This is a genomic window from Roseburia sp. 499, from assembly GCF_001940225.2.
In the GTDB taxonomy this organism is placed as follows: domain Bacteria; phylum Bacillota; class Clostridia; order Lachnospirales; family Lachnospiraceae; genus Petralouisia.
Map to the genome: position 1 here is coordinate 3,231,950 of NZ_CP135164.1, position 15,330 is coordinate 3,247,279.

Annotated in this window: 15 protein-coding genes; 11 read left to right on the forward strand and 4 right to left on the reverse strand. The window is 36.6% G+C overall.

The features are described 5' to 3' along the window. Window positions 1-28 precede the first annotated feature (28 nt). The 11 genes from BIV20_RS15925 to BIV20_RS15975 all read left to right on the forward strand — a co-directional run bounded on the left by BIV20_RS15925 (window position 29) and on the right by BIV20_RS15975 (window position 11,383). Complete coding sequence (locus BIV20_RS15925; protein WP_242939882.1) at window positions 29-1,645, forward strand: response regulator transcription factor; 1,617 nt, start codon at window positions 29-31, stop codon at window positions 1,643-1,645. Next, window positions 1,599-3,320, forward strand: coding sequence for a sensor histidine kinase (locus BIV20_RS15930; protein WP_075721864.1), 1,722 nt, complete (start codon window positions 1,599-1,601; stop codon window positions 3,318-3,320). The genes BIV20_RS15925 and BIV20_RS15930 overlap by 47 nt, the downstream gene beginning before the upstream one ends. Continuing rightward, entirely contained in the window at window positions 3,317-4,993 is a 1,677-nt protein-coding gene (locus BIV20_RS15935; protein WP_242939881.1) for an extracellular solute-binding protein, read from the forward strand. Before BIV20_RS15930 ends, BIV20_RS15935 begins: the two co-directional genes overlap by 4 nt. An 8-nt stretch (window positions 4,994-5,001) precedes the next feature. Further along, complete coding sequence (locus BIV20_RS15940; protein ID WP_075721863.1) at window positions 5,002-6,699, forward strand: ABC-ATPase domain-containing protein; 1,698 nt, start codon at window positions 5,002-5,004, stop codon at window positions 6,697-6,699. Window positions 6,700-6,771: 72 nt separating this feature from the next. Further along, window positions 6,772-7,191, forward strand: a complete 420-nt coding sequence (locus tag BIV20_RS15945) for a hypothetical protein (protein WP_143524578.1) — start codon at window positions 6,772-6,774, stop codon at window positions 7,189-7,191. A 21-nt stretch (window positions 7,192-7,212) separates the two neighbouring features. Next, window positions 7,213-7,353: a hypothetical protein gene (locus tag BIV20_RS15950; protein WP_158024951.1), complete on the forward strand. Its 141-nt coding sequence runs from the start codon at window positions 7,213-7,215 to the stop codon at window positions 7,351-7,353. A gap of 12 nt (window positions 7,354-7,365) precedes the next feature. Then, window positions 7,366-8,928, forward strand: coding sequence for a hypothetical protein (locus BIV20_RS15955; protein ID WP_075721861.1), 1,563 nt, complete (start codon window positions 7,366-7,368; stop codon window positions 8,926-8,928). Window positions 8,929-8,949: 21 nt separating this feature from the next. Next, window positions 8,950-9,345 (forward strand): hypothetical protein, encoded by a 396-nt coding sequence (locus BIV20_RS15960; protein ID WP_075721860.1) that lies wholly within the window; start codon window positions 8,950-8,952, stop codon window positions 9,343-9,345. Between the two features lie 42 nt (window positions 9,346-9,387). Further along, window positions 9,388-10,149: a leucine-rich repeat domain-containing protein gene (locus BIV20_RS15965; protein ID WP_075721859.1), complete on the forward strand. Its 762-nt coding sequence runs from the start codon at window positions 9,388-9,390 to the stop codon at window positions 10,147-10,149. Between the two features lie 76 nt (window positions 10,150-10,225). Beyond that, window positions 10,226-10,597 (forward strand): hypothetical protein, encoded by a 372-nt coding sequence (locus BIV20_RS15970; RefSeq protein ID WP_143524577.1) that lies wholly within the window; start codon window positions 10,226-10,228, stop codon window positions 10,595-10,597. A 24-nt stretch (window positions 10,598-10,621) separates the two neighbouring features. Beyond that, window positions 10,622-11,383, forward strand: a complete 762-nt coding sequence (locus tag BIV20_RS15975; RefSeq protein ID WP_075721857.1) for a leucine-rich repeat domain-containing protein — start codon at window positions 10,622-10,624, stop codon at window positions 11,381-11,383. A gap of 143 nt (window positions 11,384-11,526) precedes the next feature. Here BIV20_RS15975 and BIV20_RS15980 read toward each other — a convergent pair whose 3' ends face one another. From BIV20_RS15980 to BIV20_RS15995, 4 genes are all read right to left on the reverse strand, one after another. After that, window positions 11,527-12,561: a helix-turn-helix domain-containing protein gene (locus BIV20_RS15980; protein ID WP_075721856.1), complete on the reverse strand. Its 1,035-nt coding sequence runs from the start codon at window positions 12,559-12,561 to the stop codon at window positions 11,527-11,529. A 173-nt stretch (window positions 12,562-12,734) separates the two neighbouring features. Further along, on the reverse strand, window positions 12,735-13,289 hold the full coding sequence (locus BIV20_RS15985) for a shikimate kinase (RefSeq protein WP_075721855.1): 555 nt from the start codon (window positions 13,287-13,289) through the stop codon (window positions 12,735-12,737). Then, complete coding sequence (locus BIV20_RS15990) at window positions 13,286-13,519, reverse strand: hypothetical protein (RefSeq protein WP_075721854.1); 234 nt, start codon at window positions 13,517-13,519, stop codon at window positions 13,286-13,288. The genes BIV20_RS15985 and BIV20_RS15990 overlap by 4 nt, the downstream gene beginning before the upstream one ends. Next, entirely contained in the window at window positions 13,519-15,255 is a 1,737-nt protein-coding gene (locus BIV20_RS15995; RefSeq protein ID WP_075721853.1) for an IS1634 family transposase, read from the reverse strand. The genes BIV20_RS15990 and BIV20_RS15995 overlap by 1 nt, the downstream gene beginning before the upstream one ends. Between the last annotated feature and the right edge of the window lie 75 nt (window positions 15,256-15,330).

The window sequence follows — 15,330 nt, forward strand, 5'->3', positions numbered from 1 at the left end:
TGTTATCTGTTCTTTTGGCGGCGCCATAATGGCACCGCCAGTAAGTCGTGTAAAAATGCAGAAAGGTAATATCATTATGTATCATATCTTAATTGTAGACGATGAAAAAATTGAAAGAAGAGGAATACAATTCCTTTTAAAACAGATTGATGTAGAGTGGGATATAGAAGAAGCTGCAAATGGACAAGAGGCATTGGAATTGTTGAAGCAGAAGCAATTTGACATTATGTTGACGGATATAAAGATGCCTTTTATGGACGGGCTACAATTAATTGAAGAATCCGTAAAGTTAGATCCGGAGATGAAGACTGTTATTATCAGTGGGTATGGCGAGTTTGAGTACGCACGAAAAGCATTATCTTTTCGTGTAGTTGACTATATGCTTAAGCCTGTAGAGCCGGAAGCATTTGAAAAATTAATGAAGAAAATTATTTCCCAGATGGAGAGTCGCAAGCGTTCGAAGGAGATTACAGAAAAGGGATTGAGCTATGTAAAGGAACATGCACTGTATGGACTTTTAAATGGTAAATCCATTGAGGATGTAAAAAAGGAATCCGAAGAACTGGTGGATATTCGGGAATTTGAAGAGATAAAGTGTCTACTGCTGCTGGAATTTGTAGGAGACTTTTTTAACAAGGCGGGAGTGGAGTTTAGAGATGAGATTTTGCAAGTGGTAGGAGAAGATAACATATATCTAAATCTGAATCCACAGCAGTCTGTGTTGTTATTGCGATATGATGATATGAATGATGTCAACAATATGGCACAGGCAGTGATTGGTTATATAAAAGAGAATTATAAGGAGGATTGTTTTATTGCCATTGCCGGTGATATTGCAGAATCCAATAATTTAGAAAAGGCATATAATGAAGCAGAGCTTTTAATGGAATCACGTTTTTATCAGCCAGAGCGTAAGATTTATTTTTCTGATAATAATGGGGGCGATGGAACTGAATCAGAGCACTCGAATGATGATACCCTGATGAAACAAATGAAGCAGGATATTCGAATGAAGGATATTGCCGGATTGCGAGAGCATTTTGAACGGTTATGTAATAAGTATCGGAATAAAACAGATTTTTCACAAATTTATATTAAATTTGTCTTTTCAAATCTGATGAAGGATATTTATAGTAGTATGCCTAAAATGGATGAAACACAGCTTAATGAAGAGGTTACACGGTTATACAGTATTACAGATTTTAAGACCATTATGGATATGGTAAATAAAAATATTGATCGTTTGGAAGAAAGCTTCGGAAGTAGTTCGTCTGTGCTTCATCGTGAAATTGAAACCGTAAAGCAGTACATATACGAGCATTATAGTGAAGAACTTAGTGTGGATGCATTAGCACAGAGTGTTTATATGGCACCAAGTTATTTGAGTCATGTGTTTAAAAAAGAAACCGGACAGAACATCAGCAAATTTATCAAGACCTATCGTATGGAGAAGGCGAGAGAGATGCTGGAGAATACCCATAATAAGATTGTAAATATCAGTTATGCGGTTGGTTATCCAAATGTATCTTATTTTTGCCAGAGCTTCCGGGAGTATTTTGGAATTAGTCCTCAGAAATACAGGAGCCAGGGGGAAATAAATGAAGAAGATATACCGTTTGATCAAAGACCTGAAATTACGGAATAAGTTATATCTTATCTATCTGGCAGCTGGGCTATTGCCCATGCTGGTAGTAGGGCTGTATTGTTGCTATTTTATAAATCAATTGCTGGTAGAGCGTGAAGTCAAGAATCTGCAAAACAGCCTGAATCAGGCGATGAGTGTGGTAGACAACCAGCTTACGATTTATGAAAATATATCAGATTATCTGGCATTTAATCAGGCAATTTTACAAACAGTATCTTATCCGTATGAGGATAATTACTATGAAATGTATAATCAGTTTTCTACCGTATTTGATCCTATGGTAACATCTCTAAAGTATCTGCACAGTGATATTAAGCAAGTTACAATCTATGCCCGAAATGATATTGAGCGGCACGATACCACACTGGCACCGATTACTGATATTGAGCAGGAAGCGTGGTTTCAAGAAATTTCCAATAGTAATAAAATATTGTGGGTTATGGATAAAAGTAAAGAGAAAATATTCTGTGTAAGAAAGATGCCGGAATTACAGGGAGAATCGGGAGTTATCTATATTGAAGTAGACTATAATAAGCTATTTGAGCCCCTTACCCAGATGTTGGATGAAAATTACGGCGTGTATGTGCAGAAAAAAGATGAAATGGTATTTTCTTATAATATATTCCAAGAACCTTATGATAGGATGGATTTTAGTGAGGGGAATATTTCTTCCTTAAAAACGTCAAATGATTCGGAATTTATTTTTGTGGATTGCGATTTGAAGGGAGCGGCAGGACTTCATGCCGGATTGTATCGTCCGGCTTCTCAGATTGAAGAAACAATTGCACCTATGATGAAGGGAATGGTGATTATCTATGCGGTAAGTGTAATTGCGGCAGGTCTTTTGTTGACGCAACTTACCAAAATGATTGTGAGAAATATTGAAAAGTTGACCCAGAATATGAAGGATGTAAAAAGAGGAAATCTGGAAGTAACTGTAACTAGTGATTCTCAGGACGAAATTGGAGAATTAATACAGGGTTTTGGGGACATGGTAGAGCGTATTAAGACGCTAATCGAAAAAGTATATGAGGGAAAGATTTCTTTGAAGGAATATGAGATGAAGGCACTTCAGGCACAGATTAATCCGCATTTTTTATACAACAGTTTATCACTAATCAACTGGAAAGCCATTGAAGCAGATGAAAAAGATATCAGTAAGATAACGTTAGCTCTTTCAAAATTTTATCGAACTGCGTTGAATAAGGGAAATAATGTTATGCCATTAGAGGATGAAATCAGTAATGTAAAGTCATACTTGGATATCCAGTTAATGATGCATGATTATGAATTTGACGTGGAAATGGATATTGATGAGCGGATGTACTATTATGATACGCCAAATTTGATTTTGCAGCCATTGATAGAGAATGCCATTGATCATGGAATTGACTTGAAGACTGAGGGGCGGGGAAAAATTATCATTCGTGGCTGGAGCGAGGGGGAGACAATGTATCTCTCTGTAGAGGATAACGGAGTAGGTATGGAGGAGGAAGTGGCGAAGAATATTTTAACCCAGAAATCCAAAGGATATGGTGTAAGAAATGTAAATGAGCGAATTAAGTTGATTTATGGGCAGGAATATGGTCTTGATATACAAAGTAAGGTAGGAAAAGGAACCAAGATTACGATAAAGTTTCCCATAGTAATTCGAAAAGGAGGACTGAATCTGTGAAAAAGAAAGTTGTTAGTGTTCTTTTAATAGCGGTTCTGATGATGGGATGCACCTTTTCCGCAAAGGAAGAAAAACAAGAAGATAGAGAACAAAATTTAGAAGAGAAATATGAAGTAGCAAGCACTACGCCTTATGGAAAATATCCGGAAGAGGTAACATATACATTGGGAAAAATGACAAGTACAAATAATTCCAATCTTCCAGAGGGAGATACTTATGAAGATAATGTATATACTCGTTATTTGAAGGATATGTTGAACATTCAGAATATTGATGTTTTTGAGGAAGACAGTGTTACTTATTATGATATTGTAGATATGGCGATTGCGGAGAAGAATCTGCCGGATGTAATGTTGGTGCAGGGATTAGATAATCTGCAGACTCTGGTAGAGAATGATATGATAGAGGATTTGACGGATGCTTATAAAAATTGTGCCAGTGAGCGTATCAAGGATATCTATGCCAGTTATGATGAAAGTGTGCTGGGAAATGTAACTTTTGATGGAAAGATTATGGCGTTGCCGGAAACCAATATTTCTGATGGACCGCAGTTGTTGTGGCTTCGGAAGGATTGGATGGATAAGCTAGGATTGGAAGCACCGAAAACACTGGAGGATGCGGAGTACATCATAGAACAGTTTGTTACACAGGACCCTGGCGGCAATGGAGAAGGAAATACCATTGGGATTGCATGTGAAAACGAAATTTGTGGAGAAATGGGGCATAATTATGAATATCATTTGGATATTTTATTTGCAGCGTATGACTCTTATCCACAGCAATGGATGAAAGATGAAGCAGGAAATTTGTATTACGGTGGCGTACAGCCGCAGACAAAGGAAGCGCTTGCCAAGGCGAGAGAATGGTATGAACGGGGAATTCTGGATAAGCAGTTTTTGATGCGTACCAATAACAATATTGCAGATACCATTATTGAAGGAGAGTGTGGGGCGTTTTTTGGACCATGGTGGGCACCAAACAATCCATTAATGGAGGCGGTGCAGGAGAATCCGGAGGCAGAGTGGCAGCCGTATCTCATTTCTAACACGGAGGATGAAAAGACTCGTTATGCCCAACAGAATGCTAGTCTCCAATATGTTGTAGTGCGCAAGGGGTATGAGCATCCGGAAGTTGTCATGAAGATAATTAGCGTTCTGTTTGATTATGTGCGTTATACAGATATTGATAATGAAGATTTTATCCATTATTATCAATGGAATGTTGATCCAACGGCACGTCCGATTTATATTAATGTGGATTATAGTGATGCGTTGAATCGGTGTTATAATGATTTGATATCGGCTATGCAGGGAAAGCGTGAAGTGGAAAGCATGGAGCTGTTAGAGCAGTCTTATTATCAACATTGCTTGAAATATATAAATGACTCAGACAATGCCACCGCAGATCAGTGGGCAGCATATACTTCTAGGATTACAGCCTGTAAGGTATTGGCAAATGCAGAAACGGAAGAGGTAAAGACCTACTATTTTGCAGAAACAGATACTATGCGCTCGGTGTGGTGGAAGTTAAAAGAAATGCAAAAACAGGCATATCTTGAGATTATAACAGGTGCGAAACCATTGGACTACTTTGATACTTTTGTGGAGCAGTGGTATGAGAATGGTGGAGAGCAGATTGTGCAGGAAGTAAATGCAAGTTATAAAGAAGAATAGGAGCAGAGATGAAACAGGCAGTAGAATTAAGAGAATTATTAAAAAAAATTGATCACAAAGGATATCCTGCTTATAAAGAAACCCGGGGACAATATCAGTTCCCGGGTTATCTACTAAGCATTGATCATGTGCAGGGAGACCCTTTTGCAGCACCATCGAAGGTAAGTGTTCTAGTAAAGGGAGCACAGGCTGGATTTCCAAAAGAATTGTATGATAAAAAGCATAAGAGAGTCGCATTGCAGGATTATCTGCTGCGACAGTTTGGAAGAGAGGTATCCGGCTTTGCTTTTCAGGCAAAAGGTTCGGGGAAAAGCGGACTAATGTCAGTGAGCCGTCCGGGACAGGAAATCTTAGAACGAAGTGCATGCAGTATACAATCGGAAAAGGGAGACATTTTGTTGCGGTTGGAAATTGGTTTTCCGGCAAATGGAAGAACGATTAATGCAAGGGAACTAGAGAAAATATTGTTTGATTTTCTACCGGAGTGCGTGAAAAAATCTTTGTACTATAAGTCTCTGGATAGTGAACGAGTGCAGCAGGTCATGGAGCTTTCCGAGGATCAGCAGTATATTCGGGAGGAATTGGAAAAACGTGGTTTATGCGCATTTGTAGCAGATGGAAGCATATTGCCGAGAGAATCCGGTGTTTCACAGAAACCTATGAAGGGAGCTACGAAGTTCCAGTCACCGGAATCTATGCGGGTTTCTATGGAACTTCCTTTTCATGGAACATTGACTGGAATGGGAATTCCAAAGGGAATTACGCTTATTGTAGGCGGTGGTTATCATGGAAAGTCTACGCTGTTAAAGGCGTTGGAAATGGGAGTATATAATCATATTGCCGGCGATGGAAGGGAATATGTAATTACAGATAGTTCTGCAATGAAAATTCGTGCAGAGGATGGACGTAGTATTAAAAAAACAGATGTTTCTATGTTCATTAATAATCTGCCAAATGGAAAAGATACAAAGCATTTTTCTACAGAGGACGCCAGTGGAAGTACTTCTCAAGCGGCCAATGTAATAGAGGCTATGGAGGCAGATACAAGATTATTTTTGATTGATGAAGACACCAGTGCTACGAACTTCATGATAAGGGATGAATTGATGCAACGCGTGGTACATCGAAATGCGGAGCCGATTACTCCTTTTATTGATAGAATCAATGAGCTGTACGATACATATGGTATTTCCACTATTTTAGTGGCAGGAAGTAGTGGGTCTTATTTTCATAAGGCAGACTATATTCTTCAGATGGAGCAGTATGTGCCAAAGGACATTACAGATTTTGCAAAAAAAGAGGCGGAAAGTTTTCCGATTCCGGTAGAAAAAGTAGCGGAAAGTCAGAAGCCATCTTTTGCACGAAAACTGGTATTTAAAATTGGTGGAAAACGGGGAGATGACCGGGTGAAAATCAAGGTAATGGGAAAGGATGGATTCTCCGTTAATCATGAAAATGTGGACTTGCGGTATTTAGAACAGATTGCAGATGTGGAGCAGGTGACAGCACTGGGATATTTCTTAAAATATGCAGCAGCTAATCTGGGAAAAGGAGAGAAAACTCTGCAGGAAGTAGTGGCAGAGCTGGAGCGGATATTGGAACAGCAGGGACTGGCTGGAATCTGTGGGGGAAGTTATTTACCGGCAGGATTGGCGATGCCGAGAAGACAGGAAGTGTTTGCTTGCTTGAATCGGTGGAGAGGATGACATAGAGTGAGAAAATGAGTAAGCTTAGAAAGATGAATAAAAATAACAAAAAATGAGTTTTTATACAAAGAGATGGGAGAAAATATGAATAGGCAAGACTATTTAGGAAAAATTAAGGGGTGTAGGTCTCAAATTGAGAAGTGTAGAGAAGATATGGAGCGGAATAATAGCACAATTGCAAATTTAGAAGCCCTATATTCCCAAGTTAATGCAAGAAGAGAATTTGCTGAAAATCATTTTACAAGAAAGATACAAGACTATCAAAAATTATGTGGAGCGTACTCAAAAAGAATTATGGCGTTAGCTTCTGAATTAAGTAGCAGTGCTATAAATAACGGCGATAATTCAATGGCGGCATACAGGGAAATACAAAATAGAATTGAATGTAAAATAGAGGAGCAGAGAGAGCGTAATCAAAAATTATCTGTAGAGATTGGAGTTTGTGAAGATAAAATAGCATATTATAAGAGAAAAATGGAGTTATTAGAATAATGTGGGAAGGGGAAAGGTGTTATGTCAGATTTAATTGTTATTGATGAGTCTTATGAAGAAATATCATCTTTATACGGAGAAATCGGTGAATTGTTAGAAGAAAGGTTGAACGAGTATATAAATATGCAGATGAAAATGCAATTTCTTAATTATCATATATGAGGGGGAAAGAAAATGAAAAGAATTTTCACAGAGGAAGAGAAAGAAAAGTTATTAAAATATGTTGACCAAGACCAAGAAAAGAACGATAGTCGTTTTTTAGGCGGGTTTATAGATTGGGGAGCAGATATTCTTCATTATGGAGGATTGGATATATCGACTTATGTTGATGATATTGATATTTATCATAAAAAATTGATTGATAAAGAGGATTATACTCGGTCTTCTATAAAAGACTTATTTGAAGCAGTCTATTCGGTAGATAGTACCTATAAGCAAAAATTCAATGATCAGCTTGAATTGTTGAAAAATTATGAAAATACTTTAGTACAATTAAATTCCGTAATCGAGGTAAAAGAAACAGAAAATGGTCAAAGCAGTGTGTTTCGGGATCCATCTATTTTTTCTAATTCTTTAAAAACAGTAGGGAATGGGGCAGTTGATTATTATTTGGCACAGTATATGTCGGTAAACGAGAACGGAGAACAAGAGATTAATTGGTCTGCGTTAGAAGAGTTTTTCAAGAGAAATGTTGATGAAATAGACCCACTAGAATATGTTGCAATTATGAATTTGTTGGATACTTTTGTTACGGAAGAAAATGGTGAATTTGTAATTGATACTGAGAAGATGGAAAGATTTATAGAGTGTGCGTATTCATATCAGCCTGATACTCAAAATACAACAGTATACATGACAGCTACACTATCACCGGTTTTTATTCAATTGACAGCGGAACAGGAAGAACGTGCGTATTTATTATTATCTAGTTTTGGACAGAGCTTTTATAGCGATGTTGATGAGGGAGGATTGGGTATATATATTAATGAAGAATTAATGAAAACAGGATTAATGTCTGCTTGTGTGCAAAATCTTAGTATAATAACAAATTATGAGAGAATTCATATGAGCTCTTCGGAAGATATTGATGAAATATATAATTGGAAAGTGAGCATTGATATTTCTGCTAAAATAGAAGAAGATACGTCGCGACATTACTATTTTTTAGGTGTTACGGATGGATATATACAAGATATGGTTTATGAAGGAGCAGAAATTCATGGTTTTTCAAATTCGTTTAATGGTATTGGACATGATAATAAAATAGAATTAGCGACGTCATTATATGAAGATATAGGAGAAAAAATAAAAGCTGATGTAGGAGAACAGATTGCTACAATGGCACTTGGATCTGTTATAGATAAATTAGATGTCGCCTGTCCTGGAATGGACTTTTTTGTGACAGAGGGAATATCAGTGACAGAAGCAGAAAGACAAAATGATATAGCAGGTAAAATTATTCATACAGAGAATACGCAATATTATGCTGATGTTCTTTGTATAGGTGGATGTGTCAATTTGTTTAATGGAGATATGCAGGTTAATTTCCAATACTGTTGTAAAGAAAAATTATCAGAGAATATTGCAAGATATAATGCTGATTCAGCTAATAGTGAGCATCAGGTAGAAATGGAAGCATTATTGGATGATTATAATGAAGTTCTTAAAGGAAATGAGCCATCTGAGAATTTAAAATGGTTTGCTAAGTGGATAAATAATTATAAATATAAGGAGTAAGCATAAAAGATAGGAGAAGTTATGAAGAAAAGATGGCGAAAATTATTAATATCTATATGTATACTGGGAGTATTTTTAATTTGTTTTCAGACATATAGAGAAAAAGCAAAAGAAAATAGTTACACCGAGGAAGAAGTGAGTTATCTCGAAGATGTGCGATATTATGCAGATGCTCTTAATATGTATATCTATCGAGATGCGTCTAGCGGAAAAGTACAGGCAGAGTTTGAAAAAGGTGGTAAGGAAGTACTGATAGAAACTATTGAAAGATACAATGCTGTTTCGGATAATAAAGAGCATCAAGTGGAAGCGGAATCATTACGTGATGATTATAGTAAAGTTCTTAAAGGAAATGAGCCATCTGAGAATTTAGAGTGGTTTGCCAAGTGGGTAAATAATTATAAATATACGGACTAGGCGTAAATACTAGCAGAAGTACTGTAAAGGATAGGGAGTATCATGAAGAAAAAAATATCAATTTTTATATGTATATTAGGCGTATTGTTAATAAGTTGTTTGTTCATTGTATTATCTAAGTATAGATTAAATCAAACTTTTACATATGAGATAGATAAGGAAAAGGGAGAAGTAACGATTACAGCATATTTAGGTGATGCCAAGAAAAGGGAAGAGAAAAAGTACAACTATACGAAATGTGTCAAAGTTCCGGAGAAAATAGATGGGTATCCGGTAACAACGATAGGAAAAAGAGCTTTTCAATGGGGAAAAGCAGAAACTATTATATTACCGGAAAGTATTACTACCATAGAAGAAGATGCCTTTTTTGGTTGTAAAAATCTTCAAACAATAGAGGGAATAGAAAGTGTAGAGACCATAGGTGACGGAGCATTTTATATGTGCTATTTCTTAGAAGAGTGGGATCTTTCTAATGTAAAGGAATTAGGAGAAGGAGCTTTTGCTCAGTGCAATACGATGAATAAATTAGAAATTCCAGAGGGAATAAACGTAATAAAGAGTAGTTTGTGTTGCAGAATGGGAAGCCTAAGTGAAGTAAAATTACCGGACAGTGTCATAACGTTAGAGTCAAGCTCTTTTCGGAATTGCTCATCCTTAAAAGAAATTTATTTGTCTCCTAACGTAAAGGAAATTTCGGAGGATGCTTTTGGGAATATCGAAGATCAGCTAACTATTTATGGTGAGAGTGGTTCTTACGCGGAAGAGTACGCAGCAAAGAAAGGGATTAAGTTTGTGGCGGAATAAAAAGAAAATTGAATGTCCATTCTACAAATGTGATGATAGATGAGAAGGACGATAAGTAGAGATGATTAGAGAAGTTATGAAAAATAGAAGGCGAATATTACCATTTTTTATATGTATCATAGGGATAGTTCTACTTGCTTTTTTGTTATATAGGAAAGAATTTGAGGAAAATAATTATACCAAGGAAGAATTGATTTATTTGGAAGATGTGCGATATTATGCAGATGCTCTTAATATGTATGTTTATCGAGATACGTCTAGCGGAGAAGTGCAGGCAGGTTTTAAAAAAGGTGGTAAGGAAGCACTGATAGAAACTATTGAAAAATATAATGCTGTTAAAGATAATCAGGTGGAAATGGAATCATTACTAGATGATTATAATAAGGTTCTTGAAGGAAATGAACCATCAGAAGAACTATACCAATTTGCATGGTGGCTAACCGAGTAGTTAGTATAAGTGATAGGAGCGGTTATGAAGAAAAAAATATTGAGTTTTTTGGGGGGATTTTGCTTAACTTTGATTGTTTGTTTATTTTTTTTATTACCTAAATATAAAGTGGAGCATATTTTTACTTATGAAGTAGATAAAGAAAAAGGAGAGGTAACGATTACAGGCTATCAGGGGGATAAATGTCCGAAGGAGTTAGAAATTCCAGATAAAATAAATGGTTATCCGGTAACCACTATTGATAAACATGCATTTGAGTGGGCAGAAGTGGAGAATATTACCTTGCCTAAGAATATTACTACAATGAAAGAGGGTGCCTTTTATGGTTGTACACGTCTTAAAAAAGTGGTGGGGATTGAAAATGTTGAAATCATAGAAGCGGATGTATTCTATATGTGCAAGTCGTTGAAGAAAGTGAATCTTTCTAGTGTAAGGGAATTGGGAGAAGCAGTCTTTTTTGAATGTAGTAATATAGAGGTGTTGGAGATTCCAGAGGGGATAAAAGTAATTCCGTCTGCATTATGTGGGAAGATGGAAAATCTAAGAATTGTGATATTGCCAGATAGTGTAACCACCATAGAAGATATTGCTTTTAGAGATTGTAATTCTTTAAAAGAGATTTACTTATCTTCAAATGTAACAAATATTTCTTTTGATCCAAACGAAGCAGATATTTGTGTAAATTCGTTTCATGGTATTGAACATGAACTCACTATTTATGGTGAGAGTGGTTCTTACGCGGAAGAATATGCAGCAAAGGCGGGAATTAAATTTGTGGCGAAATAGAATTAAAAAGAGAATAGGATGCCTATAAAAAAATGTGATGATAGATGAGAATTAAGCATGGATGATTCGAGAAGTTAAGATGTAAACTGGCAGAATACCGAAATGTATTTCTGCCAGTTCTTATATTAGATATAGCAATTAATTTATGAATTTTCCAATTTCTTTATTAGTTCCTGATACCGTTCATTTCCTTTCAAAAATTCCGGTGCTTCCTCTTCGAAGCATTTTTTCAACATGAACGTCAGATTTTCTGTTCCATGTTCTGAAAATTTCATATGACAGTATAAGTCGGAATTTTTAAAAGCATCCAGACTATTTACATTTTCTGCAAGGATTTCTAAGATGCGTAAAGCACCGTCTACATCTTTTCGAGCTACCATAAAGTCCCATTCTGGGGAAAATTCTTGATAAAGTCCCATTTCTAATAAATGAGCAAGTTCTTTGTGCTTTCCAAGCAGCCAGTAGGCTCTGTCAAAGTCATTTTCTTTCATAGCCATACGATATAAGCCCAATAAAGCCCATGATAGATTGGAGTATCCAGAAAATAACAGTTTTTCGTATAACTGATAGGCCTCTAGATTTTTTCCCTGTTTGTCATATAAAACAGCCTGATATTGGTCTGGGTTATGTTCTAGTCGAGGCAGACGGTCTAAGTATTCCTGAGCATTGTTATAGTCTTCCTTTTTCAGGGAATGGGAAAAGAGAGAAAGCAGAGCCTGGTTTGCAATTTGCGAATTATCACTTTCTAATAGTTGCTGATACAGGGCATAAATTTGCTTTTCATATTTAGCCGATTCTTTTTCCGACAAAAGAGTGAGATAGCATTCTAAAAGAGGCGCCAGATTAAAAATCAGGTTCTCACAGTTAGGATATTTCTGAATTTTTTCCATAGCAAAAGAGAAAGCCGTATCATAGTTATCTTTTTGCATTTTTTCATTAACTTCTAATGCAATTTGGTTGATTTCCTGATTACTGAGAGTTTCTTCATAGCTCAGTAAGGTATCGGTGCTAATGCCAAGTAGTCTGGCGATAGGGGCAAGCAGAGAAATATCCGGATAGGAGTTTCCGTTTTCCCATTTATTGACCGCTGGGGCGGTAACACCAAGGCGGTTTGCCATTTCTTCTTGGGTCATGTTTTTTTCTTTACGGTAAGTTCGTATGATAGTTCCAATATTCATAATTTTATTCCTCCGAATGTAGTGGTTTAGACGTCTTAAGATAAGGGTAACAGAAGGGAGGAAGAAATTCAATTGAATAGGTGTTAAACGATATTTATATTTTTTAACTGTTGGTTATTTCGGGCGGTGTAACTACAAAACGATAGAATCTTAACTTCCAGAAATTTTACCACTCAAATCTTGTTTACAATATCCAAATGGTATTCTTGAATTAATCTGTCCACATTATTTTTTACCGTACCCTTTGTTATAGTAAATTTATTTACAATACCCATTTTGTTAAAAACACTACCATACCATTCGATATCAGCCTGAATATCTTTCAAGTAGTATTCCTTACACGTGTTTTTATACACGTCATCTGTGTAAGTCTTATCGTTCTCATCACTAAAGACGAGACGTTCAAATATATTTTCAGGCGTATCAACAAGCACGATTGGTAATACATCCTCTGCTACTATTCGAGTCCTAAAATTGTCAGTATACGAAATTGGTGATATCGCAAAAACCATGTTATCATTTGTAGACAAAATCTTTTTTATTATTCTGCCTCTTTTTTGATCTCTCCAGCGTAAATTTTCCATGTGCACAAACTCTTCCAAAGTAGTATGAAATTCTCTTTTTACTTCTTCATCTAAATCATAAAAACTATATCCCAATCTCTTTGCAAGAATTGTTCCCAAAGTTGTTTTCCCAACATTACTTACCCCGAAAAGAAGTATCTTCATTCCTCATTGCCTCCTCTGATAAAAGCTAGGATTTCTTCATAGCTTCTTTCACTATTAATTACTGCATTCATCAATTCTTCTTTTCGCAATTCATTTCTAAGTTTCATCAGTTCTGCAAGAACACTCTTTTCTGCTTCATACTTTGCTTTAGCTTTCTCTAGAACTTCTTTCTGCTGTTCGATTTTCATATCCAGAGATTCCGTTGAAATTTTCCTTCTTCCTCTTGCCATTATGATTTCCTCCTGTCTATCTTAACCTTTTTTACTTTTGGATTCAGTTCATCACTTATCTCTTTTGCTTTTCGCTTCACATAATTTGCGTCAATATCAAAAGCCTTTAGTATTGTCTTCTGATTGGCTGTTATCGCATGATCCATCCGGTATACTCCATCGGCTTGTCGAATCATTTCTATCTTTTCCAGTTCCCTGATTGCCGCCGGAACATTCATGAAATTCGGCTGTGCTGAAAGTCTTTCTTCTTCATCTTTTAGCTTTGTGTACATTCGATTTCGAAGAATGAGTGCAACAAATACAATCAGCATTTTCCCTTCCAGTGCTTCTCCTGAATAAACACGCATACTTTTGTTACCAAGGAAAGATTTATCCGCTTTAAACAGTTTTTCCGAAGCGTCTCTGCTCTTATACAATTCGAGAGCTTCCTTCGCAGTCATATCCTCCGACGTGATGATACAGAAATATCCACACATACGAAGTTCTTCTTCAATCACAGAACTTTTCTCTATTGCACACACAAAGCAATGGTCATCCTTACCTTCATGATAGTATTCCAGGCTGAAATACTTTTCGTAAGCTTTATCCAAAACTACCGGTTGGCCTTCAAATTTCCTGAAATAGGCAGCAAGTTTATCTATTCGCTGCTCAAGCTGTTCTTTCTCGGCAGCCGCCTTATGATAACTGTAGTAAACATGCAGATAGCGTTCTTTTTCATCCGAAGGAAAAACAAATCTTTTTACGGTTGTTCCGTTTACACCAAATCTCCTGATGGTGTATTGACGACTTTCCTCAAAGGTTCCTCTGACTTCTTTTACGGCATCATTTACCAGTGCCTTCATTCCCTTAACCATGATAACAAAGTCATAGCCACACTTATCCATGTACCTGATATTCTCACGGCTAAAGTAGCCACGATCCAGAATAAATCCTGCATTTTTATAGCCATATGCTTTTGCCTTATCCAGCATACACTGCAACTGTGAAACATCTACAATACTTCCGGGATAATCCTCATAAAATAAAGGCTCCCGGTTATTACAATCATAGGCAATGGAATAATTAAAGATAGGAAGTCCCTTATCCTCCTTGGCATGGCCGAACTCAACGAGTTCAATATCTCCTGCCTGGCAATTCTTATTTGTAGAATCATACGAGATATAGATTTTCTCTTTGTTTTTCTTGAGTGCATTCCACTCATTCTGGAACTCAACAGCATCATCTATGGAAATCTGACCTATGAATTCTGAGACTGTGGAATCACTGTAAATTTTATACTCCGGTGTAAACAGTGGATGGTTATAGGCATAGTCCGGATAGTACTGTCCGGCATTGTTTTCCGTTGTGAGATAATAGGCTGCAAGGTCAAGAAAAAGACCCGTTCCGCGATCATCGTTATAGATACCGGAAACAATCTTATCCAGCATGCTTTCCATCATCAGTTTCTCTAACACCATGAAGGTTCCAATCCTCAGACAGCTGCTTCGGTCTGTTCTTCCTTCATCCTCCGGCAGTTCGGCATTCGGAAAGTAAGTTAAAAAGTTAGGATTAGGGTACATCATGGATGGGTCATCCTCACATTTCTTACCTATAGTAGTTCTCTTTGGTATGTTATATTTTTTATCCGGTTTATAAACCCGGTCGTACTCATAGTTGATGTATGTCACACCCTTAATTGTGCGTTCAAAAATTTTGCCTTTTTCCTTTGGAATAGGAACCTTGAAATCAAAATACACTACGATTTACCTCTCTAAAATAAGTATGTATACCTACTCAATAAGTATAACAAAGAGAGGGCAGAAAATCAACAG